Annotated in this window: 19 protein-coding genes and 1 tRNA gene; 10 read left to right on the top strand and 10 right to left on the bottom strand. The window is 51.8% G+C overall.

The window, feature by feature from the left end:
• Positions 1-198 precede the first annotated feature (198 nt).
• Entirely contained in the window at positions 199-2,148 is a 1,950-nt protein-coding gene (locus DCX48_15750; protein QXE15849.1) for a methyl-accepting chemotaxis protein, read from the top strand.
• A 154-nt stretch (positions 2,149-2,302) separates the two neighbouring features.
• Here DCX48_15750 and DCX48_15745 read toward each other — a convergent pair whose 3' ends face one another.
• Complete coding sequence (locus DCX48_15745; GenBank protein ID QXE15848.1) at positions 2,303-3,400, bottom strand: DUF1615 domain-containing protein; 1,098 nt, start codon at positions 3,398-3,400, stop codon at positions 2,303-2,305.
• Between the two features lie 152 nt (positions 3,401-3,552).
• Between DCX48_15745 and DCX48_15740 the strand changes: the two genes are divergently transcribed.
• Entirely contained in the window at positions 3,553-4,344 is a 792-nt protein-coding gene (locus DCX48_15740; GenBank protein ID QXE15847.1) for an HNH endonuclease, read from the top strand.
• 11 nt (positions 4,345-4,355) lie between these two features.
• Here the strand turns inward: DCX48_15740 and DCX48_15735 are convergent, their stop codons facing one another.
• The 4 genes from DCX48_15735 to DCX48_15720 form a co-directional block, all read right to left on the bottom strand.
• Positions 4,356-5,702: a HEAT repeat domain-containing protein gene (locus DCX48_15735; protein QXE15846.1), complete on the bottom strand. Its 1,347-nt coding sequence runs from the start codon at positions 5,700-5,702 to the stop codon at positions 4,356-4,358.
• A 459-nt stretch (positions 5,703-6,161) separates the two neighbouring features.
• Positions 6,162-6,992: a hypothetical protein gene (locus DCX48_15730; protein QXE15845.1), complete on the bottom strand. Its 831-nt coding sequence runs from the start codon at positions 6,990-6,992 to the stop codon at positions 6,162-6,164.
• Positions 6,989-8,635, bottom strand: coding sequence for a hypothetical protein (locus DCX48_15725; protein ID QXE15844.1), 1,647 nt, complete (start codon positions 8,633-8,635; stop codon positions 6,989-6,991). Before DCX48_15725 ends, DCX48_15730 begins: the two co-directional genes overlap by 4 nt.
• A 17-nt stretch (positions 8,636-8,652) precedes the next feature.
• Positions 8,653-10,170 (bottom strand): OmpA family protein, encoded by a 1,518-nt coding sequence (locus tag DCX48_15720; protein QXE15843.1) that lies wholly within the window; start codon positions 10,168-10,170, stop codon positions 8,653-8,655.
• Between the two features lie 728 nt (positions 10,171-10,898).
• Here DCX48_15720 and DCX48_15715 point away from each other — a divergent pair.
• The 6 genes from DCX48_15715 to DCX48_15690 all read left to right on the top strand — a co-directional run bounded on the left by DCX48_15715 (position 10,899) and on the right by DCX48_15690 (position 18,659).
• Positions 10,899-11,894 carry a LysR family transcriptional regulator gene (locus DCX48_15715; GenBank protein QXE15842.1) on the top strand — a complete coding sequence of 332 codons (996 nt, stop codon included), beginning with the start codon at positions 10,899-10,901 and terminating at the stop codon, positions 11,892-11,894.
• A 237-nt stretch (positions 11,895-12,131) separates the two neighbouring features.
• Positions 12,132-13,571 carry an aspartate ammonia-lyase gene (aspA, locus tag DCX48_15710; GenBank protein QXE15841.1) on the top strand — a complete coding sequence of 480 codons (1,440 nt, stop codon included), beginning with the start codon at positions 12,132-12,134 and terminating at the stop codon, positions 13,569-13,571.
• 369 nt (positions 13,572-13,940) lie between these two features.
• Positions 13,941-15,362 (top strand): TolC family protein, encoded by a 1,422-nt coding sequence (locus DCX48_15705; protein QXE15840.1) that lies wholly within the window; start codon positions 13,941-13,943, stop codon positions 15,360-15,362.
• Positions 15,359-16,357 (top strand): HlyD family efflux transporter periplasmic adaptor subunit, encoded by a 999-nt coding sequence (locus tag DCX48_15700; GenBank protein ID QXE15839.1) that lies wholly within the window; start codon positions 15,359-15,361, stop codon positions 16,355-16,357. The genes DCX48_15705 and DCX48_15700 overlap by 4 nt, the downstream gene beginning before the upstream one ends.
• A complete protein-coding gene (locus tag DCX48_15695) occupies positions 16,357-17,475 on the top strand; it encodes an ABC transporter permease (GenBank protein ID QXE15838.1) in 1,119 nt (372 codons plus the stop codon). Before DCX48_15700 ends, DCX48_15695 begins: the two co-directional genes overlap by 1 nt.
• On the top strand, positions 17,469-18,659 hold the full coding sequence (locus DCX48_15690) for an ABC transporter permease (GenBank protein ID QXE15837.1): 1,191 nt from the start codon (positions 17,469-17,471) through the stop codon (positions 18,657-18,659). Before DCX48_15695 ends, DCX48_15690 begins: the two co-directional genes overlap by 7 nt.
• Positions 18,660-18,713: 54 nt before the next feature.
• Here DCX48_15690 and DCX48_15685 read toward each other — a convergent pair whose 3' ends face one another.
• The 5 genes from DCX48_15685 to lptF form a co-directional block, all read right to left on the bottom strand.
• The gene (locus tag DCX48_15685) at positions 18,714-19,844 is read right to left on the bottom strand and encodes an alpha/beta hydrolase (GenBank protein ID QXE15836.1); all 1,131 of its coding nucleotides are present in this window, start codon (positions 19,842-19,844) and stop codon (positions 18,714-18,716) included.
• Positions 19,845-20,140: 296 nt separating this feature from the next.
• Positions 20,141-21,262 (bottom strand): cupin domain-containing protein, encoded by a 1,122-nt coding sequence (locus tag DCX48_15680; GenBank protein QXE15835.1) that lies wholly within the window; start codon positions 21,260-21,262, stop codon positions 20,141-20,143.
• Between the two features lie 466 nt (positions 21,263-21,728).
• Positions 21,729-21,813 (bottom strand) — tRNA-Leu (locus DCX48_15675).
• Between the two features lie 217 nt (positions 21,814-22,030).
• Positions 22,031-23,107, bottom strand: coding sequence for a lipopolysaccharide ABC transporter permease LptG (gene lptG, locus DCX48_15670; GenBank protein ID QXE15834.1), 1,077 nt, complete (start codon positions 23,105-23,107; stop codon positions 22,031-22,033).
• The gene (gene lptF / locus DCX48_15665; GenBank protein QXE15833.1) at positions 23,107-24,222 is read right to left on the bottom strand and encodes a lipopolysaccharide ABC transporter permease LptF; all 1,116 of its coding nucleotides are present in this window, start codon (positions 24,220-24,222) and stop codon (positions 23,107-23,109) included. Before lptF ends, lptG begins: the two co-directional genes overlap by 1 nt.
• 282 nt (positions 24,223-24,504) lie before the next feature.
• On the opposite strand from lptF, the gene pepA reads away from it, so the two are divergent.
• Both pepA and DCX48_15655 read left to right on the top strand, forming a co-directional pair.
• A complete protein-coding gene (pepA, locus tag DCX48_15660) occupies positions 24,505-26,016 on the top strand; it encodes a leucyl aminopeptidase (protein ID QXE15832.1) in 1,512 nt (503 codons plus the stop codon).
• Positions 26,017-26,380: 364 nt separating this feature from the next.
• Positions 26,381-26,830, top strand: a complete 450-nt coding sequence (locus DCX48_15655) for a DNA polymerase III subunit chi (GenBank protein QXE15831.1) — start codon at positions 26,381-26,383, stop codon at positions 26,828-26,830.
• The last annotated feature ends 12 nt before the right edge of the window (positions 26,831-26,842 follow it).

Below are 26,842 nucleotides of genomic sequence, written 5' to 3'. Positions count from 1 at the left end.
GACGGGGTAGTACCATACCTCAATAGTGAAATCTTCTTATGAAAGAAGCCCAACCAGAGTAGACGCACTGTTTTTATGGATGTTGCATCATCAATGCTAAATCATTGCTTCCCTGTGCCGAAACTAAAATAAACCCTGTCTACTTTTGCAAACTGCACATGTCAGAAAAGGACGGATTGCAGGATATGGAGCACACCTATGAAATCCCTTCATCACATATCGATCCGTAGTAAGTTCATTCTCGCCCTCCTCCCGCCCATCCTTGCTCTGCTATGGTTCAGTTTTTCCGGCGTGATGGAGCGACGTAGCACAGAGCATGAGATGATCCGTATGGAGAAACTGATTACGCTAGCACGTGACGCAGGCGAGTTAGCCCACCAGCTCCAGCGTGAACGCGGAATGAGCGCAGGTTATTTTGGCAGCCAAGGGAAGAAGTTTGGTGCCGAACTCACTACGCAGCGGCAAGCCAGCGATCGGGCACAGCAACAGTTTCAACAAACGGCTGCGAATCTCAGTGACAGTGAACTCGGTAACGATGTGAGTGGCGAGATCGGTAAAATTACGCAGAAAATGCAACAGCTTGACGAGTATCGTCGCAATATCGACAGCATGTCGATCTCTGTCACGCAGGCACTCGGCTACTATTCCGATTCCGTCAGCTATCTGCTGAGTATTGTCGGAGATATGACCCACTTGGTCAGCGACGGCGGTATTGCTCAGCGTCTGGCAGCCTATTACAACCTGCTGAACGTCAAAGAACAGGCAGGGCTTGAACGCGCCGTGCTTTCTAATACCTTCTCTGCCAATAGTTTTGCTACCGGGATGTTCGAGCGTCTGAACCAGATGGTAGGTAAGGGAGAGGCGTATATCACCGCCTATAACATGTTCGCCAATGCCGAGCTGCGTAAAGCTTTTGAACAGGCTCTTAACAACCCTGCGGCCCAGAACGCACTCCAGATGCGCAATAAGGCTATCGCTTCTCCCGGCGGCAATTTCTCCATCGATGCCAACCAGTGGTTTAACCAACAAACAGTAAAAATCGATGAGCTGAAGAACGTTGAGCAGCTTGCCACCAACGATCTGACGGCACAGGTTAACGCCTTAGCCGCCGATGCACGTCAATCCTGGATTAGCTATTTGGCTGGTGCGTTGATTTCTCTCCTGATGGCGCTGGGTCTGGCTTCGATGATTATGCGCAGTATCAACGAGCAGCTTCAGCAAACCCTGACGACCATTCGTGAGATGGGCGGCGATCTCACCCGTCGCCTGCGCGTACCGGGAACCGACGAGCTTTCACAGCTGAATCAGGCCTATAACGCCTCACTGGAAAACATCGCTGACATGGTGGTGAATATTAAGCGCAGTTCACAAACCATCGGGCGTGCCAGTAGCGAGATATCTAACGGCAATCAGGATCTGGCGCAGCGTACCGAAGAGCAATCCGCTTCACTGGTGCAAACCGCCAGCAGCATGGAAGAGATTACCGTCACGGTAAAACAAACTGCGGACTTTGCCGGACAGGCACGTCAATTAACAACGGAAGTGGACGATCAGGCTCACCGTGTCGGCACCATTACCGAATCCGCTAGCGACGCGATGGAAAGAATTCAGGATACCAGCCAGCGCGTGAATGCGGTGGTTGCCGCCATTGATGCCATTGCCTTTCAGACCAACCTGCTGGCGCTGAACGCCGCGGTTGAGGCTGCACGCGCCGGACAGCATGGTCGCGGGTTCTCTGTTGTCGCGGCGGAAGTTCGTCAGCTCTCGCAGCGTAGTGCTGACGAAGCGGGCAAAATCCGCGCGCTCATCTCCGACAGCATTGCCAGCGTCAATGAAGGTACGAAGCTGGTGAACCAATCTAATCAGGGGATTAACGACATCGTCACCGGCACGCGTAAAGTGCGCGATCTGGTGAATGAGATTGCGGTCGCCGCCGATGAACAGTCGCTGGGCATCGCACAAATTAACGAAGCGCTCAGCCAGTTGGAAATGGTCACGCAGCAGAATGCAACGCTGGTTTCACAGGCTTCCGTCGCCAGCCAATTACTGGATGAACAGGCGATTGAAATGGAATCGCTGGTCAGCCACTTCAAGGTTGACGACAGCGCACCACAGCAGCCTTTACAGCACGCGTTGTTATCAAGGTAGAGACTACCGTTAGAGAAGCGCGGAGATATCCCCCATGTCCGCACGATGCTGGAAGATTTCCGCGAAAATGCCGAAGAACGTGGCATCACGCCCAACCAATGGCCGGTTTGCTCTTCCAGCATTGTGATACTAACGCCCTCATTGAGGGCGTTGCCTATTTGGCTCTTACCAAACAGCGCTGCCGACGCTCATCGACGCGTTGGGCAAACCATGCGGTGGTGAGCTTACGGGTGATTTTCGGGCTTTCCAGCATAATCCCCGGCAGGATAGCGCGCGGAGCCTTACTGCCCGATTTATCCGCCAGCGCAAAGACTCGGTCATACAGGCTGGTGTCTTCAAAATCGAGGCTATTGCCCTTCTCCAGCCCACGCCGAATGGCGTTGTCGCTCATGTCCAGGCGTTTCCCTAACGCACGCACCGCCAACTCTGTGGCGCTGGCTTTATCCGAACTGTAGTTGATTAAATCACCGTCCAGCGCCAGCTTAACCCCCGTCAAGCGGCTGACAGCACGCTGGAACGCCGCATTTCGGCTGGCATACCAACCCGCGTTAAAATCCGCGAACCGATAAATAGACTGCGGGTAATTCGCCGAATAGCCCAATAGGTGCTTAATGCCAAAATACATCCCGCCACGACGGCTGAAGACTTCGCGGCGAAGAGAGCCGTCCACGGTATACGGATAACCCTTAGCGTTAGCGTCGGCAAAGGCGATGCTAACCTGCATCGGCCCGCCAGTATGTACCGGGTTCAGGCGACCAAACAGTTGCTGCCCCATCGGCACCATTTCGATGAAATCATCAAAGATCGCGCTGAGCTCTTTTTCCGTGCGTACCTTATCGAGCCGCTCGCTGTAGCTTTTTCCGTTAGGAGATTTGATGAGTAGCGCGGTGCGCACCAGAAACGCCGGGACATGAACTTTCTCCGCACGGCGGTCAATCTCCTGCCAGGCAATTTTCGACAAATTCGGTACCTGTGGATCGGCGTTAAACGTCGATTCCTGCTCAGTCACCGCCAGTACCGAACACAGGTTTTCATTACTGGGATCGAGCCCTTGTGCGGTAAACGCCGTCGCGATGTCGGTTGCCCAACCCTGACGATCTTTCACGTTATCAGGCAACAACTTGAGCAACTGCGCACGGACATCCGCAGGCCGCGATTCCTGCGTCGTCGCCGTTTTGCTGGCACAACCCGCCAGCACCAGCAGAGCCAACGCACACAAGGGACGGAACAAGGGAGAATAAGAACGGGACATAGTCTCTCGGCATCATGATAGGAAAGCTGCCAGAACGTTAGCGCAGCTCACGCAAATTATCCAGCAGGGGCAAACGCATGCATTTTTCGAACTGACCTGGCATAGTTAGCGCTATCACTAACCGAATGCGCTAACGAACGGACGAAACACGCATGGCTGCTACCAACCATTGGACGCGGGATCAGTTGCTGATCGCCTTCACCCTGTACAGTCAGTTGCCGTTTGGCAGGCTGCATTCGCGTAACCCCGACATCATTCGCTACGCGGCATTAATTAACCGCACACCTTCTGCACTGGCGATGAAGCTAGTGAATCTCGCCAGCCTCGACCCGTTCATTATTGACTCCGGCCGCACTGGTTTGCGCGGCGCCTCCAACGCTGACCGCGCACTGTGGCAGGAGATGGACGGCAATCCTGAGTTATTTGAACAGCAGTGTCAGCAGGCGATGATATCGCTCGAAGCAGGAACGGCGACAGCGACAGTTGCACCATCACCATTCCAAGCCAACGAGAGCGACATCCGTGATTATCACGGCGGCGAGCGCTTCGCACAGGTGAAAACACGCATTGGTCAGCAGCTATTTCGCAAACGCGTGCTCAGTAATTACGGCGAACGCTGCTGTGTGACCGGATTGGAAGAACCCACGCTGCTGGTCGCCAGCCACATTCGCCCCTGGAAAACGGCAGCAGAACACCGCCTCAACCCCAGTAACGGCCTCTGCCTGTCCAACCTGCACGACAAAGCCTTTGATATGGGTCTGATCAGCTTCAACGACTCGCTGGAAATGCTACTTTCTACACGCATCAAAAAGCTGAAAAGCGCCATCAGCGACGTCAACTTCGCCCAATACGAAGGCAAGCAAATCCACCTGCCAGATGCCTACCCGCCCGATCTGTCACAGATGGCATACCATCGTGAACATATTTTTTTGGGGCAGGGATAGAAGGCAACGAATCAGCCACCAAACAAAAACAGAGCGATGTACGGGCTTTTGCGCGAGATAACGTGCGGGTTTTTATCTAACAACTCCCGCAAACGCGCCTGCTGTCGGGTATTCGGCAGGATGCCCGAACGGTTGAATCGCTGCGTCCAATACGTCACGCCAGCCTGCGTTAGCGCAGCATTTTCTGCTTGCGCGTTATCCAATAGGAAAACCAGCCAGTCCCATTTATTCAACTTTTGGGCTAAAAAGTAGTACACCTCAATGTGTTCTCTGGAAGACGCGTCTTCCAGACAGCGCTGAAGTTCAGGCAGCGACAAATAGATTTTCTGCTGATAAAACAGCTTCCGCGCAACCTTCGCAATAGCAATAGAAGGATGGCGTAGGGAGGCCAACAGTCGTTCGCGAGAATCGTCACCCGTACGCAGAATGAGAATACGCAAGGCGCTGTGATAAAGGCTGGGATAACGCTCATCAATGTTGCGTTCCGCCAGCGCCACAATGCCGTCGTAACGATGTTCATCCAGCCCCCACAGCGTGATTTTACGCTCTGTCACGGTTGCCGCCCGATCCAATGCCGTAAGATAATGAGCAACCGGATCGTTGTTTGTCTCACGCAGCAGCGCTGAGGCTCGTTGGCGCACCAGCGCATTTTTATCAAACAGTAGCGCTACCAACAGGGGCTCAGGAACAGGGAACGCATTATCCATCACATACTGCAACGCCACCTGCTTGATGGGTGCGAAAGTATCTTTCAACAGAATCGCCATCACCTCACGATCAATATCCTGATCTGCGCTTAGCAGATACCGCTCAGCGTTAGCCCTCACTAACGGATCGCGATGTAACATCGCCTGATCAAAGATCTGCTTTAGCGGAAATAGGTCACGCTCAGCCAGAATATCCAGAGATAATCGAGCGACGGTTTTATCATCAGAAGACAGCCCCGCCAGTAGCGACGCCGCGTGAGCCTCCTCGGTCAGAAAGCTGACAATCTCATCCACCAGCGGCTGGTGATTTTCCCTCTGACATTGCAGCAGCCAGAAAATCTCAGGTAAATTGGCGACAAAATTCGCGGTATTATCCGGCGTTAACAGCAGCCGCACGCTCTGTTTGGCCGCACGCCGTACCGGCTCAGCCCAATCGTTCACCCGTTCAATCAGTGCCGGTAATGCAGATACCTCATCCATGAAGCCTAAACACAGCACCGCACGCTGCCGAATATGCCCGTTATAGTGACGCGTAAGCGCTATCAGGCGTGGCGCCGAATCTATCAAGCCAGACTGCGAGGGCTGATAATAGTTGTCTGGCAAAGCCACCAGCTTTTCCAACTGATATAGTAGTAATTCGTACGATGCCATATTCCCTACCCTCTCCTTTTTCCGTTTATCCACGGACGCCTTACGCCATCACCGTCCGATACAGCAGTGCATCCGGCATCGTTAACAAATGCGAACTTTTTCAAGACAGCTCTTTGTAATTATTTTTCGCAAATACCGCGACATTCTTTACGGTAGCCAATTGAAATAAAATAAGAATCCTGATTATTTCAAGAAATAAGCATACTTCTGCGAGCTTCATTCCAAAACCCGCTGTAACTCTACTGTAAATCCATCCACCCTATTTCACGTTTTTCGTCGTTGGAATAGAGTCTCTGTGCTGCGGCAACATCCGCAGCCTGTCTTTCACGCAGTTAGATGACGTTCAGCTCTGCGACCTCGGCGCGATTGCCGCCGAATCGATCGATGATTGCAGGTCCATTGAAAACAAAAAAAGCGCTAATGTCGTTCACACATTAGCGCCTTTCTGTCAGATAAAAGCTATTTTAGATCGACCGTCAACTCGGGTGCACCAAAGCTCACTACAGTGGCTTTCGAGGCCGCAAAGTATTGCCGCCAGAAAATTTCCAACTGCTGCATGATCTTGCCGGATCGATAGTTATTTTTCGAATCCGTATCAATCAGCCCTGCTCCCGCGATATACACATTCGCGCCAGTGAAATCCGCCACCAAATTTTGCTTTCCGGCACGCGCCATCTCTTTTTCCGGCTCTAACAAACGAATACTGTTGTTGCTGTAAAAGCTGCCAAACTCGCTGTTTTCCAGCATATCGGACACCAATAGGATCGTTTTGCTGCTCGTGGGCGTTTCTTTCAGGTCATCACCAATGTGCTTAAGGCTATCCATAATTTCGCTTTTGGCGATATTATCCCCACGATCGGCGAAGCTTTCTGCCATCTTTTTCCCGATATTTTGTGCAAAGAATTGCCGTTGTTGCACCAAACACCCATCAAGCGATTTCAGACTGTCCATGCCCAAACTGTTGCGTACCTTATGATCGGTGAACGGCATTTCCAGCTTGCCGTCAAACACGCGCTTCATGTAGTTATCCTGCAACAGCGCCGAGAACTGATACATCACGACATGATCGCCAGGCTGCACGTAACGTACAACCTGATTCCAGACCGATTTTTTCAAATCAACAGGCACCTTGACCGTCTGGTCGACAATCACCACCAGTTCCCGACCGCTGTCAGCCGGGCGATGTTGGTCCAACTTGGCAAAACTGTAACAACTAGGGATATCATTGCGTTCTGCGGCCTGCGACATACAGGTTACCCCCAGCAACATCAGCGAGAGTAGCGTCCTCATACGCTCTCCTTCGGACGCGCCTTATTCAGCAACGCCTGCACGCGCTGACGTTTCTTCAAGGACTCCAACGATAGTTCCTGATCGTCAGCAATCAGTTGCAGTTCTTCCTCGCTGAACAACGTCAAATCACCCAGTTCATGGATACGCTGTTTCTCGTCATCGCTCTCCGGCGTATTGACTGCCGAAGTGACTGGCTGAACAGCTTGAACAGGTTCAACGACCGTTGCTGTCGGTGCGTGTGCCGCAGGCTGGCTAACCACCTCAGCAGGTGCAAACTCAACGTGCTGAACCGCAACAGGTTGAGAAACAGGCACGGGCTGCACCGGTTCGTTTTTCGCTTGTAAATGCGCAGTCAACTCTGCGTTAGAGCGCGCTTTATCACGTAGCTTTCCACTGATGTAATCATCAAACGTCGGTAGCGTGGTAAGCGGTTCACTCTGGCTATTGGTGCGTTTCATCATCAAACGATTTTGCAACGCGGTTAGCTTTTCTTGCCCATCACGCTCCACACGCTCACGCCGCATTGCATGCCACGACGCAAACTCCTCAGACCCACTGAAATTACCGATATATTTCGCCGCAGCTTTGGATTCAATCCCGGCAAATGAACGATAAATACCAATCAAAATACCAATTAGCTGTACGCCAACAAAAATGACGGACAGGATGATGAACGTCAGTTTGGAAGCAAATACACGATTGTCCGTGACCTCTTGTGATGCCTGCGTGTCCGCTTTGGCATTGTCCGCTACCGCGCCCGACGGCAGGTCAAACGGGGAAGCTTCACTAGTTTGAACCACCTGCGAGAACGGAGAGCCGTTCACTGCCTGCGTATCCATCGCATTGATGGTCGCAGCACGTACCAGGTAAGCACCGACAGAGAAGAAAATAATCAGTGCCAATGCCACCGCCGTTGCCCAATACTGCGGTTTAACGTGAACATTGTGCGTTACGCGGTTCAACATCTGGATATAGTTTGGATCGTTATCATCCAGACGGGTATTTTCCAGAGAGATTTCGTGGTTCTTGCTCAACCCTTTCGCAGAGCCGCTATGGCGCGCTTCTGAATACCAGTAACGGATCTTTTTCAGCAGCGTATTTTTATGCAGCTCGGCCCCCATCAGGTGAGTAGCAGGCACCAGCACCACACCGATCAGAACGGAAATGACAATTGCCGAGAACTCGGCCTGATTGGCAGAAATGTTGCTAGCGATAAACGGCGAGAGCACCAACGCGAAAATAAAGGCTTCGAGCAGGACTAATACCACACTGCAACCCCACAAGATGACGCCCGTCTGCTTACGCCCCCGCTCATCCACCTTGTTCAGGTAGTTGACGCAGCGCAGATAAAAATCGGCATCCAGATTAGAGGTTTTATAGTACTGCCAATATTTGGCGCAAATCGCCTCTTCTGCCGGATACCAGGCCAGCTTTCCCGTACCTTGACGACGTGGTTCATTCGCGCGGGACAAACGGGATACATGACCGATAAGTGGCATACTACTCATCAGGTTGAGGAAAAAGTAGCTGACCTGATCCCACCAGCGGATAAAAACCAGTACCAGCGTCATCAGCACCAATAATGGCCAGAAAATGTAGCGATAAAGCGAAATCGCCTCAGCGATGCTTTGAAATAGTTCCATGAATCAATACCTTTTAATTAACTACGCGTTGGGGTGTAGCTCGCGATGTATTCTTTGCTGTGATTGCTGTAGAACAGCTGCCCTTGCTGTGCCTTACTGGCATTTTTCGGCACCAGCAAATCTACACAGGAAAGTGACTGTTGTGTTTCATCTTGTAGATAAACCCGATACAGAATGCTCTCTTCGCCTTCCCACGCATTCGCCACTGCATTTAATGGCGCATCAGCTTTACGGTTACCTTTGGACTGATAATCGCGCGTGATATACACCTTCGGATTTTCCACCACCGTGGCGTTATCACTCAGAACCTTAACAGGTGAGAGCGTGACCAGATGATTATTCACCAACCCTGCCCAGGCACGACCATTCATGCCCGGCAGATATTCTCGGGTTTCATGGGTTTCAACCGCTTTCCCGCTAGCCAGATTTTTTGCTTGTCCACTGACGCGCACATTATCTACTACACAGCTTTTTAGCATGCTGCTGGCATTCGCTTCTGGAATCAGGCTAAACCCGCTGCTGCGCGGTTTGAGACTTGCTGCCAACACTGGTGTTGAGGAACTGACTGGTTGCCCGCCAAAATCAACAAAATTTTTGCTATTGGCTGGCTCGGCTTTCTTCGTCGTTGGCGCGTCTGACGGCTTCGATTCCGTTGCTGGCGTTGCCGCCGCAGTCTGCATTTCTGTTTTACGAGCGGGTTCGGCTTTACGATTTGAAGATGATGTAGAGGGTTTCGCCTTGCGGCTTGGTGTAGAGGAAGAACTCGCTGTTGACGTAGCCTGCTCAGCCGTGCCATAACGCAGATAAGCAAGGTTACTGCCCTCCTGCTCAAGCCTCTGTTTTAACAGGATTTCATTTGCCAGGCCTACAATCTCGACCCGACGATTGGCAGTCCGCCCCGTTACCGTAGTGTTATCGGCAACCGGGCGCGAGGAACCCGCCCCCTGGAAGTAAAGTTTCTGTGCGCTCAGGCCAGCCTGTTCAAGCACTCGGCCGACATTCTGCGCACGCTGTTCTGAAAGACGCTGGTTCCATTCTGCACTCCCAGTGGCATCCGTATGCCCCACAACCAGAATGACACCGCTTTGGTCTCCCTCTTTCATCGCTGTAGCAATCTTTTTGACCTGTCGTAATCCGTCCGTAGAAAGCTGCGCACTATTAGTATCGAACATGCCACTATCCTGGACCTGAGCCACTAGCCCTACGGTTGCCGTACCGCTTTTTTCCTGAGATTGCAGAGAACGCGTTGTCATCGCGATATTCTCTTCCTGAGCAATTTTTGCCAGCGCTTCCTCGCGGTTCTGCCAAACGTTCCCTAATGCACAACCAGCAGCACCGCCTAGCAGCCCTCCCGCCACGGCTTTCTTGGCATCACCAGTCACCAGATAGGTAATGCCGCCGCCTAACGCAGCGCCACCAATACAGCCAATCGCCGTACCATAGCTGCGGCCAGCATCATGCAAGGTCGCACAGCTCGTTGTCAGAGTTACAATGGCAGTAAGCAGGCTAATTCTTCTGACTTGATAATGCTTCACTCCATACCCCTCATCCTTAACCATCCCGAAACGCGAAAAATCCCAGCAAGTGAAATTTTTATCCCTTAATTAACAAATTCTTATGTCATTTCCTGAGAAAACCCGCCAAGCGCAGTGAAATATCCCACCGTAACGTTTTCTCAATAATCAGAACGATTAATTAATTCGGCATTATTTTTTCCACACCTAACCGCCACTCAATGTGAACAAAGCAGGCAAGGTACGAAATCAGTTTTTATACTTATCTTATTGAATCAGCGTAAAAAATTAAGAAACTCACGCCTATAGATGTAAATCCGTGAGAGAGAGTATTTCGTATCGTAACAAAGGTGTCAACAAACTGTTAAAGGGGTACATCCCAACTTAGCTCCTTGAAATACAGGCGCATTTTTCGTCATCTTAAAAAAACATGCTTTTGTTTCCCATCACATTTCACTTACTCGTTTTTTCTCAATAACATTATCTATCCACTAAAAAATACGACCCCATTTTTGTTGGGATCCTCTGCACTTCTCTATGCAATTTCATGCAGTAAAATCCCTATCAGCCATATCTTCAGATCCGCTAAAGCTAGAAATAAGAAAAAATTAATCAGTGACGCGACCTGTATTTTTTCTGAAGTTAGCCGACTATTCTGACATCAGTTAGCGAGGTCGTAGTCAGCGAGATGAGATAGACTAACGCTTCATATTTCGACGACATTCACCTTGCAGCGTAGGCAAACTCACATGGTTAAACGCACAGTGTCCGCCAATAAATCGATCGATATGTACGCCGTCTATGTTTTTGTGACGATGGCGGAAGCAGGAAGCATGACGGCAGCCGCCACGCGGTTAGGCCTGACGCCCTCTGCCATTTCGCAAACGATCCGGTTATTGGAAGAAGATTTCGGCGTCAAATTGGTTAACCGGGCTCGTCGCCCCTTTGTCCTGACGCCCTACGGCATTGCGTTGAAAAACCGCGGAGAAATCCTGACGGAGGAGATCGCAAACCTCAAGGCACAGGTGCTGGAAGCGGGAAAAGGAATCAAACCCGACTTGCGTATCGGCCTGGTAGATTCGTTTGCCATCACCTGCGGTTCGGTGTTTACCAAGAGTTTGATGAAGAGTTCATCGCAGTTGCTGATTCGTACCGGGCTCAGCCCGCAGCAGGGTGAAGCGTTAATGCGCCGCGAGCTGGATCTTATCGTCACCAGCGACCCGTTGATCGACAGCGATAGTGTGGTGCGTCATCAGCTGTTTTCCGAAGGCTATTTCATTATCACGCCACCGGATTACCGCAAACGCATCAAAACGGTTGAGGACATCCGTGAGCTTTCCTCAGCGCTGCCGCTGGTGCGCTTTAACCGGAACTCGCAGATTGGGATGCAGATTGAGCGCTACCTGCGCCGCATCGATGTCCGCGTGCCGAACATGCTCGAATTTGATAATGCGGATACCTTAACGTCGATGGTAGCGGCAGGTATCGGTTGGGCGGTAACCACCCCGCTCAGTTTCCTGCAATCCGTTGCGCACTCCCGCGAGGTGCTAACGCATATGCCGGAACCAGTGAATATCAAGCGCTCGCTTTATATTGTCGGGCACCGTGATGAATACAGCGCGTTCTTTGAAGAAGCGTGCGATGTCACACATGACATTATTAAAACCGTATTTCTTCCGAAATTGAAAACGCTGAACCGTGGAATAGAAAAACTGGTTGAGATTAACCCGGATAATACGGAATAACCTATTAACGATTGGGAGACAGAATAATGGAGGAATATATCCACCACTAGCCATTTAACGATGCTAATTCCATGTTCGTCTCCCCGAGAACTCTTTTTTAGTCATGATTTTATCAAAGTCGTGATGGATTTTTGTCACCTAAAAATGCAAAAACAGGAAACAACAATCCTTAAAAATCATAATCTTAATATTGAAAGCGATGCTACGTACATCGAACAAGAAAAAGGAAGAAGCCCCATGTCAACGAATATCCGTATTGAAGAAGACCTGTTAGGCACTCGTGAAGTCCCCGCTGATGCGTATTATGGTATCCATACGCTGCGTGCGATTGAGAACTTTTATATCAGCAATAGCACTATTAGCGATATTCCAGAATTTGTTCGTGCCATGGTGATGGTAAAAAAAGCGGCCGCACTAGCGAATAAAGAACTGCAAACCATCCCGCGTAAAATTGCCGACACTATTCTGCAAGCCTGTGATGAAGTGCTGAATAACGGTAAATGTCTGGATCAGTTCCCTGTCGATGTGTATCAGGGTGGTGCGGGTACGTCAGTCAACATGAACACCAACGAAGTGCTGGCGAATATCGGTCTGGAACTGATGGGTCATCAGAAAGGTGAATACCAGTACCTGAACCCGAACGACCACCTGAACAAATGCCAGTCCACCAACGATGCTTACCCGACTGGTTTCCGTATTGCGGTATACACCTCAATCCTGAAGCTGGTAGAAGCCATTACTCAGTTGAGCGATGGCTTTGAGCGTAAAGCAAAAGAGTTCGAAAACATCCTGAAAATGGGTCGTACCCAGTTGCAGGACGCCGTGCCGATGACCCTAGGCCAAGAATTCCACGCGTTCAACGTACTGCTGAAAGAAGAAAACCGCAACCTGCTGCGTACCGCAGAGTTGCTGCTGGAAGTAAACCTTGGCGCAACCGCCATCGGTACCCGTCTGAACACACCGGATGAGTACCAGAAGCTGGCTGTTCAGCACTTGGCAAAAATCAGCGGCCTGCCTTGCGTACCGGCTGAAGACCTGATCGAAGCGACCTCCGACTGCGGTGCTTACGTAATGATGCACAGCGCCCTGAAACGCGTAGCGGTTAAAATGTCGAAGATCTGTAACGACTTACGCCTGCTGTCTTCCGGCCCACGCACTGGCCTGAACGAAATCAACCTGCCAGAATTGCAGGCGGGATCGTCCATCATGCCAGCCAAAGTTAACCCTGTAGTACCGGAAGTGGTGAATCAGGTGTGCTTCAAGGTCATCGGCAACGATACCTGCGTGACCATGGCGGCAGAAGCAGGCCAGTTACAGTTGAACGTGATGGAACCGGTTATCGGACAAGCCATGTTCGAATCTATCCAGATTCTGTCTAACGCCTGCTACAACCTGCTGGAAAAATGTGTCAACGGCATCACCGCCAACAAAGAAGTGTGCGAAGCTTATGTCTTCAACTCTATCGGTATCGTGACCTACCTGAACCCGTTCATCGGTCACCACAACGGCGATATCGTTGGGAAAATCTGTGCCGAAACCGGCAAGAGCGTGCGTGAAGTCGTGCTGGAGCGCGGCCTGCTGACCGAAGAACAGCTGGACGACATTTTCTCCATCCAGAACCTGATGCACCCAGCCTACAAAGCCAAACGCTACACCGACGAAAACGAAGCCGTTTAATTATCGTTTTTTATCACTAGCTTGATTATTGTCACACTGGCTCGGAGGAAACTCCGAGCCTTTTCTGGCTAATTATATATTCAGATATTATTTTCATTAGAAGAATACTGGCGTCATTAATGACTCACCACGTATCCCACACTGTTTCTCGTCCCTAAAAATAAATTTTTCAATTCAATCCCTTATATTATTTGAATAATTGGGGATTTAGACCAAAACTAAATCATCTCAGAAAAATAATAGGGGATAACGCGGTTTGTTTACCTCAGCGTTAGCCCTGTTTCTTTATCCTATAACGGTATCGCTTTTTCAGCGGACCTATTTTTATCAACTTGGCTGTACTTGGGTAAAAGGATGATTTCACTTGGCATGCCTCGATTAACCTACGGCAAAAACCGATTTCTGGCTTATTTCCCCGCGGCGCTGTTGCTATTACAGTGCTGGTCCTCCACGGCATTTGGACAGCCTATTACGTTTAATCAGGCCTGGGTCCGCTTGCTGCAAAGTGATGACAGTATTGCTGCCGAGCACGCGGGGGTCGATCGGGCACAGTCCCTGCGAGAATCGGCTAAAGGTCTCTACTGGCCGCAGATCAACGTCGGTGCAAGCTATACGCGTCTCGATAAACCTGTCGAACTAGACGCCCGAGACCTTAATCCGCTGGCAAATCATCGGGACATCTTCGCCGCACTAAACCAGCTTGTTAACATCAGCGGCAATCCCTTCGTCACCCGCTTCACAGAACAAAACGTGGTAACCAGTTCTGTCCAAGTCGTCTGGCCGCTATTCACCGGAGGTCGGATTGATGCCGCTCAGTCGATTCGGGCAGCACAGGTGAATGAGGCAGAACAAATGCTGATCATCCGCACGCTGGCGCAGTTTGAAGCGCTGGCGCAGGCTTATTACGGCGTGGTGATGGCACATCAGGTGATAAAGACGCGTCAGGATATTGAAAAAGGCATGGCGCAGCATTATGACCACGCTCGCAAGCTGGAGGCTCAGGGGCAAATTGCCAGAGTCGAGGTGCTGTCCGCACAGTCCGCTTATGACATGGCGCGAATCGAAACACAAAAGGCGCGTCGCAGTTTGGAGACGACCGAAATTGTCTTAGCGAAACTAATCAAGACGGAAGGCGCAACGCCCTCTTCTTCGCTGTTCATCAACAAGGCGCTTCCCGAACTGCCTGCGTTGGTGAAACAAACGCTCAATACCCACCCCGGTTTAAAAGTACTCTCAGCCAAGCGCGATCAGGCCAAGGATCTTATCCGTATCGAACGCGCCAAATATGCTCCCGACGTGTTTCTGTTCGGCAACTATCAGCTTTACGAACAGGACACGCTAGCAGCCAGAACGACGCCAGACTGGATGGTCGGCGTCGGCGTTTCCGTCCCGCTCATCAGCCGTGAAGGCCGTTCCGACAATATTGCCGCCGCAAAAAGTGCAGAAATGCAGGTTAACTATCTGGAAGCCGACATGCGGCAAAACCTTGAGGTCTTGGTCGAAACCACATGGCGAGACGCTCGACAGGCGCTGGAGGAATTCAACTCGCTGTCCTCCACGCAAAAACTGGCGGAAGAGAATGTTCAGTTACGCAACAAAGCCTTTATGCAGGGAATGTCTACCTCGCTAGACGTGGTCGATGCGCTGAATCAGTTAGCCGGAGCCAAGACACAGCGCGCCTCCGCAGCCTATCGTTACGTGGTTTCCATCGCCAGATTGATGGCCATCTCCAGCCAGTTGAACCGCTTTTCTGACTACCAGACTCAGTACGCCATACAGGTGACGCCATGACACAGTCCCCCTCTTCTTCGCGTTCGACGCGCAAATGGATCCTTCAGGCCATCCTGGTGATTGTGGTGGTCTGGATAGCGTATCGCTTCTGGCTTGCTTACCAGCCCGAACCTATACGGTTACAAGGGCAAATCGAAGCGCAGCAGTATTCAGTCTCTTCAAAAGTGCCGGGCCGTATTGCTGATGTGCGAGTAGAAAAAGGCCAGCAGCTCGACGTTGGCGATCTCGTTTTCACGCTCCTGACACCAGAACTGGATGCCAAGCTGGAACAGGCGAAAGCAGGTGAAGCCGCGGCAGGTGCAGTCGCGTTAGAGGCTAAAACAGGCGCACGTGAGCAGCAGATCGCCGCAGCAAAAGATCAGTGGCAAAAAGCCAAAGCCGGTTCAGAGCTCAGCAATAAAACCTATCTGCGCGTGCAAAATCTCTATCAGGAAGGCGTGCTGCCGCTGCAAAAACGGGATGAAGCCAAAGCCTCGTGGGATGCCGCGCGCTACACCGAAGGGATGGCCTGGCAGGAATACCAAATGGCGCTAGAAGGCACCCGCAAAGAAACACTGGTTGCCGCAGAGGAAAAAGCCCGCATGGCCGCGGGTTCCGTGGCCGAAGTGGAAGCCTATCTGGCAGAAGCGCGCGTCGTCAGTCCGCACTCAGGTGAAGTCAGCAATGTGCTGCTACGCAACGGCGAAATTGCGCCACAGGGTTTTCCCGTGGTCACGCTGCTGGACATGAGCGACATCTGGATACAGTTAGCAGTGCGTGAGGATCTCCTTGAGCGTTTTGCGATGGGCACCGAGTTTGAGGCGCGCATCCCGGCGCTAAACAACCAGACATTCCGGTTTAAGGTGTCTTACGTTTCCGTCATGGGGGATTTTGCGACGTGGCGAGCAACGGATACCCGACAAGGGTTTGATATGCGTACGTTCGAAGTGGAAGCGCGGCCAGTTCAACCCATCAGCGGGCTGCGCGTTGGCATGAGCGCACTGGTAGAGATGTGATGATGCGTGAATGGAAGGCCCTGTGGCGCGATCGTTGGGGAATGGCCCTAGCGCTCTGGCTGCCTCTTTTCACCATGTTGATTGCCTGGTGGACGCTATCTGGTGCCATTGTCCGCGAACTCCCCATCGGCCTGATCGATCTGGACAACAGCACGATGTCACGCCAGTTCGCCCGAGAGTTGGATGCCTCATCCTCTTTCAACCTGAACCACCAGTTCTCAACGGTGGCCGAAGGCGCAACGTCATTACGCGGAGGCGAGATCTACGCGCTGGTCGTGATTCCACGCCACTTTGAGCGTGATATCCGCCTGGGAACGTCACCCACCATTACCGCCTGGAATAACGGGCAGTTTGTGCTGATTGCCAAAGTCATCAACAGTGCTTTATCGCTGGTGGCAGGCACCTTTAATGGACAAATTGCCGTGGTGCAGGCTCTGTCTCAGGGGGCGGCGGTTCCCGAGGCCAAAGGGCTGGCGGTGCCGATTGGCGGGCAGATCACCGCACTGTTTAACCAGAATGCAAACTACGCCCAGTTTTTGCTGAACGCGATTATCCCTTCGATCTGGTCGGTACTTCTTGCGCTATACGGCCTGAATACATTGGCTCGAGAGGATCGTCATGGGTCACGCTGGATACCTGAGAACCATACTACTGCTATCAGCTCTAAATTCCTGACGCACTGGCTGATCGGCTGGGCATGGGGCGGCATCTGGAGTTATGGGCTGTATAGCCTGCTTAATTACCCACTCAATGGTTCACCGTTGTTGCTACTTATCTCGATCGGCCTGACCGCAGGCGCCTGCGTCGCACTGGGCATGGCCTTCTATGCGCTGATTCGCGACCCGGCACGCGCCGTCTCCATTGTAGGGGCCTTAATGGCTCCCGGGCTGGCGTTCATGGGAATCACCTTTCCGGCAGCAGCGATGGAGACATTTGCCACATTCTGGCGGCAGTTACTGCCCGTCGCCCACTATGGCGATATCTCGATTGCCATCACCAGCTATGGTGCAGGGATCGCTCAGATCGCACCCGCGCTGATGGCGCTCGCCCTATTCTGGCTGCTGCTGCCACTTACGCTATGGCGCTATCGGCCGGGTAACAAGGAGGCGACATGCTGACCTTCGCCGACATCATCCGGTTTGAGCTGCGCAGTTTACTGAGAGATCCGACGATCCTACTTACCCTGTTCGGCGGCATTCTTCTCTATTCCTTTCTCTATCCACGACCTTACCTCGCACAGACGCCGCGCGACCTGCCGGTGGTGCTGGTCGATGAAGATAAAACCCAGCTTTCGCGCCGTCTGGCATTTATGGCTGACGCCACGCCAGAAGTCCATCTGGTGGCACAGCGCAATACGCTGGATGAAGCAAAAACGCTACTTTTACATGGTGAAGCGAAGGGGATCCTCTACATTCCGCGCCACTTCTATCGCGACATCATGCAGGGAAAAAGCGTTACGGTAAGTTACTCAGCGGATGCCAGCTACTTTCTGATCTACGGCGCTATTGCGCAGTCTCTGGCGACAGTCGGGGGCATCGCCGGTGCACAGGTCAAAATCTCACGCCTGCTTGCTCAGGGAGAAGGCATACCCGCCGCCAGCTCGCAGTGGCAGGCGACATCCCTGAATGCAGTGCCGGTATTTAACTCAACCATGGGCTATGTCGATTACGTGGTTCCCGGCGTTTTCATGTTGATACTGCACCAGATTTTGTTGATGGGATGCGGCCTACTCGGAGCCGGACAAAATCAGCGTACGCGATCTGGCGAAGTTCGCTACTGGCAATACGCAACACCGTGGCGTTTGCTTCTGGCACGCACGCTGATCGTTGGCGGTGCCTACCTTCTCTCGCTTCTCTACATGCTCGGTTTTTGTCTTGATGCCTACGGCATTGCACGTGAGGCCAGCATGAGCCAACTGCTGCTGTTTACGCTGCCTTTTCTACTCTCGACGCTGTGGCTCGGCGTGGTGCTGGGAGCGGCCTTTACGCGCAAAGATCTCCCCAGTCAGGCGGTGCTGCTGTCTTCCATCCCTATCATCTTTCTCTCTGGCTTTATTTGGCCTGTGGAAATGATTCCTGCGCCTCTGAATTGGCTTGCACAGTGGGTGCCCGCCGTCTTCGCGATTCAGGGAATATTGCGTCTTAACCAAATGGGCGCTGATTTTACTCAGATCGCCGCATTTTGGTGGCATTTATGGATGCTGGCCGCGCTATACGGCCTGCTGGCGTGGGGCATGTTAGGGTACCGGCAGCGACAATACCGCCGGGAAAATAAGGCTGCGCGCCGATGGCTGGAAAATTAATGTCCCAGCAAATACACCGGGACAAGAGGTTTACGGTTTTGCTGTATTGTCTAACTATTTTTCCAACACGAAAGGAACTGAATTACGCAGTGAAACGTTAACCGTTTCGCTGTGGTCCATGCCTTTGTATTCATGCACATCGGCTGACGTCCCTGCGCCAACGACATCTTTCGCAAAGTGACGCTGCATCTTGGTAGGCACGTTGATGTCCTCGGTCCCAATCCCGATAAAGACTGGAGGGGTAACATTTAGTGTGTTGTAGCGAAAATGCACCATTTGATCATCCAATAATTTGTAGATCTCAGGCTTCAAACTATTCTCCGCATTCAGCCCCTCTTCCATCACTTTTTGCGTCAACTCACCGATACACATTGTATCTGCTTTCTTTACCAGCTCAGCGGCTTTCGGCGTGAAATAATCATCGGCATTAAGCCCTTTATTCGTATCGGCCGCTGACAGATAGATATACATCACATAAGGGATTTTAGGATCGCCGTCTTTTCCGCTTCCCTCAGCAAAAATTTCTTTCGCAGAGGTTTTGCCATCAAAATAGGGCGTACCGGTCAATACAGCCGATGCGATATTCAGGTTCGGTGCATAACTCGGCTGGTAGCCCGTACTCGCAAAGGCCGCGTGTGCCCCCTGCGACTGGCCGACGATAGTCAACTGATTATGCAGCGGAAATGCGGTCAGTGATGCTTTGACGCTATCCAACACGCTCCATGCCTCACCGCGCGAATTAAGGTAGTGATGCAATCCAGCAGACCCAAGCCCCGCATAATCCGGTGCCACAATGGCAAACCCCAGCGACAGCCAGGTATTCAGATACTGCGAATCCCGAGCGGAACGCGGATTGAGAGACGGTGCGCAGGATTTTCCCACGCCAATCGTCCCATGTGTCCATACCACGACCGGCCAACCCTCTTTTGGTGCCTCACCTTTGGGAATGAAAACCACCCCGGTGTCTTCCCGTAGGCTTTCGCCATCGACTCCACTCTTCGAATAATACTGGATCCGATATTGTTCCCCCGCCTCCATTAGGCCGTTTTTCGAATCCAACGGCGCTTTTTCTACCAGGGTCCCCGGCGTTTTCGCCTCTGCGAAAGTAAACGGAGCCATCATACCGACAGAGATGGTGAGAAGTAACGCTAAGGGTTTTTGCTTTAGCTTAGGCAAATGAAACATGACATTTCTCCAGAGTTATTTAATTGAATATCACTCTAAAGATAGTTCAGTTATTGATTAAATTCTGTGAAGGAAGGATTTTTTATCAATAAATTCAATAGCTAGCTAATTTTTAGTCAAGGAAAGTTAACGTCATAACGATCTTCACATTGGCGTTACCGACGCCGGATCGACTGCGAGTATTCACAGGGTGAACCTATACGCTTTTTATACAGAGAACCATTCGGATGATAATATTGCGGCTCCCAAATCACGTCATGCGATACGTGCGTAGAAGCCGCTAAAGAGAAGGGAATTTATTCGTCGAAGAACCAGTAACCCTGATTAACCAGCCCGGTTAACTCAGCCACGAATGCTGGATTCTCCAGCGCTTCGCCCAGCTCTTTTTTACCGAGAACAGTGTAACGACACAAGGCATCAGCCGCTTTCGGATCGACCGTGTCCAGCCATTCGCTGTTGATAAAGTAGCTACCGCCCACTTCCAGAACCCGCAGCCCGCTCAGACGCGTCAACACACCACCGTCCATCAGCGCGCCCACAATCTCATCCTGCTCGTAAGGCGGTTCCGCCGGAGCGATATCCAGCTCATGGCGTGGCGTCGTCACAAAACGACCGAACCACGCTTTAAGCGCTTCCGGCTGATTAATTACGTCGATCATCATCGCGCGCAGGCGGTCGAACTCATAGTCTTCAACCCGCCCTGAATGTTCCCGGCAGGTCAAATCAGGATCGCTATAGTGCTCACCACCGAGGTCGTTTTCCAGCACGTAGTCAGCAAAACTGCTGATTAAGTCTCTACCGTTCGGCCCACGGAACCCCACGGAATAGTTAAGCGCGGTTTCATGAGTGAAACCGTCGTGCGGGAAACCAGGCGGAATATAGAGAATGTCGCCCGGTTCGAGATCTTCATCAATGATCGGCGGGAAAGGATCGACATGCAGCAGTGCAGGATGTGGGCAGAACTGACGCATCGGCAGTTTATCACCCACGCGCCAGCGGCGGCTGCCCATCCCCTGAATGATGAAGACATCGTACTGATCGATATGCGGGCCAACGCCGCCGCCCGGTACAGAAAAGGAGATCATCAGGTCGTCTAAACGCCAGTCCGGCAATACGCGGAACGGGCTCACGAGTTCAGCAGACGGCGCATGCCAGTGGTTCACCGCCTGAGCCAGCAGCGACCAGCCGGTTTCACCCAGATTATCAAAATTCTCAAACGGCCCGTTGCTGGCCTGCCACTGGCCATTTTTATAACTGACTAAGCGGCTATCAACTTCAGCCTCCATCGCCAAACCAGCCAGCTCATCCGGCGTAATCGGATCGACAAAATTCGGGAAAGCATTCTTCAATACAACAGGTTTTTTTTGCCAGTATTTTTCTAAGAATTCGGGCCAATTAAGATTAAGTTGATAAGCCATACGTTCACACCAGTGAGAAGAGAAACGGGCATGATTATAAAGAAGGTGATGACTGAACTACCTTGTCATTGGTCAATGGGTGGGTGTTCAGCGAGATGAAAAGTAGAGTGGCTATGGTAGGGGATCATTGAGGTATTGATGGTTTCAGTAGCTAGCTGACGTTCAGTTTAAACTCATACTGCACACCCGAAGCAGCAGCCATGCACATCTGCAAAGCGGTACAGGCAACAACGTCGGTCAGAGCCATAATTGGGGGTCAACTCATAATCTAAGTGAATTGACCCTTATCTTGCCCCCCAAATCATCTGGATGTCAATGGACGAAAAAAGACCACTGTGGATAAAATAGACAAAATCGCAGAGAGGGGGGTGAAATTAAAATCGTTATTTTACAGATGGATATGGACTTTACTGAACAATTTTGGACATAAAAAAAGCCACCCTAAGGTGACTTAATTTTCATACTATGGTGCCGAAGGCCGGAATCGAACCGGCACATCTTTCGATGGTTGATTTTGAATCAACTGCGTCTACCGATTTCGCCACTTCGGCACTGAAAGTAGTATGCGGAAAACGTGGGCATTATACCGTTTGACGGCTCACGCGCAACGTTAATCCACTCAGTGCTCGGTTAAGTGCTGAAAAAATCATCTTTAGCAACGCGTTATGACCACTTTGCCTTCAATATCGTGTGGTGTGAACGTTGTCGTGAACAATAAAAAAGCGCCGAGGATTAATCCATCCGGCGCTTTTTCAGACTCGTTGGGTTCTATCGACGTTTCAGTAGCAGCGCTACGCTGATGAACAAAAATACCGAACTAGGCAAGATAGCACCCAGGATAGGTGGGATACCGTAGACCAAGCTGAGCGGGCGGAAAATCTCATTCAGCAGGTAGAAGAGGAAGCCGAAGCTGATACCTATCACGATGCGTGAACCCGCCGACACACTGCGCAGCGGGCCAAAGATGAAAGAGACCGCCATGAGCATCATCACCGCCACAGAGACCGGTGCAAAGATTTTGCTCCACATGTTGAGCTGGTAGCGGTTCGATTCCTGTCCGCTTTGTTTCAGGTACTTGGCGTAATTATGTAGTCCACGGATTGACAGTGCATCGGGTTCCAGCGCCACCACGCCTAGCTTATCCGGCGTCAGGTTAGTTTTCCATTCGCCACTGAGCGTCTGGCTGCCGCCAATTTGTTTGCCGTCGCTCAAATCGGATTCATCAACCTGCGAGAGTTTCCATACGTTTCTGTCATCTTCAAATTCGGCAGAGGCCGCATATCGCACAGATAATAGCTTATTTTGATCGTCGAAGCGGTAGATGCTGACGCCAGAGAGTTCTTTATCGCCCGTTACCCGTTCGATAAAGATAAAGTTATTGCCGTCTTTTGCCCACAGTCCACCCTGCGTAGAGATCATCGACCCACCGGAGATCATCTGAGAACGATAGTTACGCGCCATCTGCTCCCCTTGCGGTGAGACCCACTCGCCAATCGCCATCGTCAGCAATACCAACGGGATCGCGGTTTTCATCACGGCAGTCGCAATCTGTAAGCGAGTAAAGCCAGAAGCCTGCATCACCACCAGTTCACTACGGGTCGCAAGCTGGCCAAGCCCGAGTAATGCACCGAGCAATGCCGCCATCGGAAAGAAAATCTCAATATCTTTTGGCACGCTGAGCAGCGTGTATAGCCCCGCACCCAGCGCCGAATACTCGCCCTGCCCGACTTTACGCAACTGGTCGACAAACTTAATGATGCCGGAGAGCGACACCAGCATGAACAACGTCGTCATGATGGTGGTAAAAATCGTTTTGCCAATATAGCGGTCCAATACACCAAACATCAGGCCGCTCCTTGTGTTTTAAGCGTACGAGGCTTAAGGCGAGCGCGCATTTTGCGCATCGGCACGGTATCCCATAGGTTAAGCATGACCGCGATACCGAAATACATCAGGTTGGTCAGCCAGATCCACACCATCGGATCGATTTTTCCTTTACTGGCGTTAGAACGCAGTGAGCTTTGCAGCAGGAAGAAAATCAGGTACAACAGCATCGCTGGCAGCATGCTCAGCACTCTACCCTGACGTGGGTTCACCACACTCAGTGGCACCACCATCAGCGCCATGATCAGCACCGAAATAATCAACGTTAATCGCCAATGGAACTCTGCGCGCGCATCGTGCGCATCAGAACTCCACAGGGCTTGCATACCCATTTGCTGCACATCACTATTGTTTAGCGTCACAGTCTGGTGACCAATCACGGCCTGATAGTTAGTGAAATCCGTAATACGGAAGTCGCGCAGCAGCGCTGTGCCTTCGTAACGCGAGCCGTTGTCCAAGGTCACGACCTGCGCACCATCTTCGTTTTGCGTGATATGCCCACGATCGGCCACAACGACAGAAGGCCGTGCGTTACCGCTGGGACGCAGTTGCGCCAGAAAGACGTGCTGAAACTCCGATCCTTTGACATTGCCGACAAACAGCACCGCGTTGCCACCCTGTGCGGACTGAAACTGCCCTTCTACCAAGGCCGCCATACTGGGGTTCGCCTTCGCTTCCGCCAGCACTTCTTCCTGATGCATTGACGACCACGGGCTTAGCCACATGACATTAATCGTTGCAATGACAGCAGTGAACATCGCCAAGATCAGCGCGGCTTTCAGCAACACACGTTTGCCCAGCCCGCAGGCGTGCATGACGGTGATCTCGCTTTCCGCATAGAGACGGCCAAACGTCATCAATACGCCAAGAAATAGACTTAATGGCAGGATGAGCTGCACCATCTCTGGCACGCCCAATCCCAACAGGGAGATAACCAAATTTGTCGGGATTTCACCATCAACAGCAGCGCCCAATATCCGTACTAATTTCTGGCAAAAGAAAATCAGTAGCAGAATGAAAAGGATGGCCAGTTGGCTCTTAAAGGTTTCCCGTACCAGATATCGAATGATGATCACGCTTAATTACGCCTGTGAAAACTTGTCTTTTTGCAGGAAAATCGATAGTTTCTTCGCTAACGCGCCATTTATACTCATTTTTGGCAGCCCTCATAGCTAAAACGGTATTACAACACACTGCGTTTGAACTGTTGTATCAGAACCTGCTTATAGTCACCAAAACAGGTTCGTTACGTCGTTAAGATTAACACAAGTTATGTTAACGCAACGGCGGGAAAGTATTACGGAGTATCACATACTAGCCGTTGCCCCCGCTTTTGTCTTTAAGATTCAGGAGAGTACATGGAGTTCAGCGTAAAAAGCGGTAGCCCAGAAAAACAACGCAGCGCCTGCATTGTCGTCGGCGTGTTTGAACCGCGTCGTCTGTCCCCTATTGCCGAACAACTCGATAAAATCAGCGACGGCTACATCAGCGCGTTGCTTCGCCGTGGTGAATTAGAAGGCAAAGTGGGGCAATCACTGCTCTTGCACCATGTACCTAACATTCTTTCCGAGCGCATTCTGCTGATTGGTTGCGGTAAAGAGCGCGAACTTGATGAACGCCAGTACAAACAGGTGATTCAGAAAACGATCAATGCCTTGAACGAAACCGGTTCGATGGAAGCGGTCTGCTTCCTGACCGAACTGCACGTGAAAGGTCGTAACACGTACTGGAAAGTGCGTCAGGCCGTCGAAACCGCGAAAGAAACGCTGTATACCTTCGATCAATTGAAGAGCAATAAGGTCGAACTGCGCCGCCCGCTGCGCAAAATGGTATTTAACGTGCCGACGCGCCGTGAGCTGACCAGCGGCGAGCGTGCTATCCAGCACGGTCTGGCTATTGCTGCGGGCATCAAAGCCGCAAAAGATCTCGGCAACATGCCGCCGAATATCTGCAATGCCGCGTATCTGGCGTCTCAAGCTCGTCAGTTGGCCGACACTTACAGCCAGAACACTATCACGCGCGTGATTGGCGAAGAGCAGATGAAAGAGCTGGGCATGAATGCCTATCTGGCCGTCGGTCAGGGCTCGCAGAATGAATCGCTGATGTCCGTGATCGAATATAAAGGCGATCCAAACCCGGAAAACCACCCAATTGTGCTGGTAGGTAAAGGGCTAACGTTCGATTCCGGCGGCATCTCCATCAAACCTGCCGACAGCATGGACGAAATGAAATACGACATGTGCGGCGCGGCTACGGTCTATGGCGTGATGCGTATGGCGGCCGAACTTGCGCTGCCACTGAATATCATCGGCGTACTGGCAGGTTGTGAAAACATGGTCGACGGGCGCGCATACCGTCCGGGTGATGTGCTGACCACGATGTCCGGCCAAACGGTAGAAGTGCTGAACACCGATGCGGAAGGCCGTCTGGTATTGTGTGATACGCTGACCTACGTTGAGCGTTATGAGCCGGACGTGGTGATTGACGTCGCGACGCTAACTGGCGCGTGCGTGATTGCGCTGGGGCACCACATCACTGGGCTGATGGCGAACCACAATCCACTGGCACACGAGCTGTTGAGCGCGTCCGAGCAGTCTGGCGACCGCGCATGGCGTCTGCCGCTGACCGACGAGTTCCAGGAACAACTGGAGTCCAATTTTGCCGATATGGCGAATATTGGTGGTCGTCCAGGCGGTGCGATTACCGCAGGCTGCTTCCTGTCGCGCTTTACGCGCAAGTACAGCTGGGCACATCTGGATATTGCTGGCACCGCTTGGCGCTCCGGCAAAGCCAAAGGCGCAACGGGCCGGCCAGTCGCACTGTTATCACAGTTCCTGCTTAACCGCGCCGGACAGAACGACGTAGAATAAGGCTTTCGCGTCAACGACGATGACCAGCGCCAGCGATTACTTTTGTTCTTATATACTCTAAATAATTCGAGTTTCAGGACAAAAACAGCAAGGCGTTTTTGAGCAGCGCTTGCGCTGCCCCCAAAGGGGTGAGGCCGTAGGGCCGAATAATGCGGCAAGAGAAGGAATCCCGATGAGCTTACTCAGGTAAGTGATTCGGGTGACTGACAAATCTGCCAGAGGCAGATTTGAACGCTGCTTGCAGCGACCCCAACGGGGCGAGGTCCACGCGAGTGGGCCGAGTAGCGCAGCCAACGCACATGCAACTTGAAGTATGACGAGTATAATGGGCCGGGTTTTCCGGCCCTTATCAATAGTGTAAACAATGAAAAACGCAACGTTCTATCTTCTCGAACACGACAGCAAAAGCGGTGAGCTCAGCGCCCATGAGGCACTGGCATGCGATCTGGCGGCAGAACGTTGGCGAGCAGGAAAGCGCGTGCTGATTGCCTGCGAGGACGAACAGCAGGCCATTAGGCTTGACGAGGCGCTGTGGCAAAGAGACCCCAACGCATTCGTTCCGCATAATCTGGCAGGCGAAGGGCCGCGTCACGGCGCACCGGTCGAACTGGCATGGCCACAGCGGCGTGGCAATGCGCCACGGGACCTGTTGATCAGCCTATTGCCGCAGTTCGCAGATTTTGCCACCGCTTTCCATGAAGTGATAGACTTTGTCCCTTACGAAGACTCCTTGAAACAGTTGGCGCGCGACCGCTATAAAACCTATCGCAGCGTCGGCTTCCGATTGACCACGGCTACGCCGCCAACTCACTGAATTTTGAGCATA

It is taken from the genome of Pectobacterium atrosepticum (assembly GCA_019056595.1).
Taxonomy (GTDB): Bacteria; Pseudomonadota; Gammaproteobacteria; order Enterobacterales; family Enterobacteriaceae; genus Pectobacterium; species Pectobacterium atrosepticum.
The sequence above is the reverse complement of the archived record's forward strand: the minus strand, read 5'-3'. Positions and strand labels throughout refer to the sequence as shown.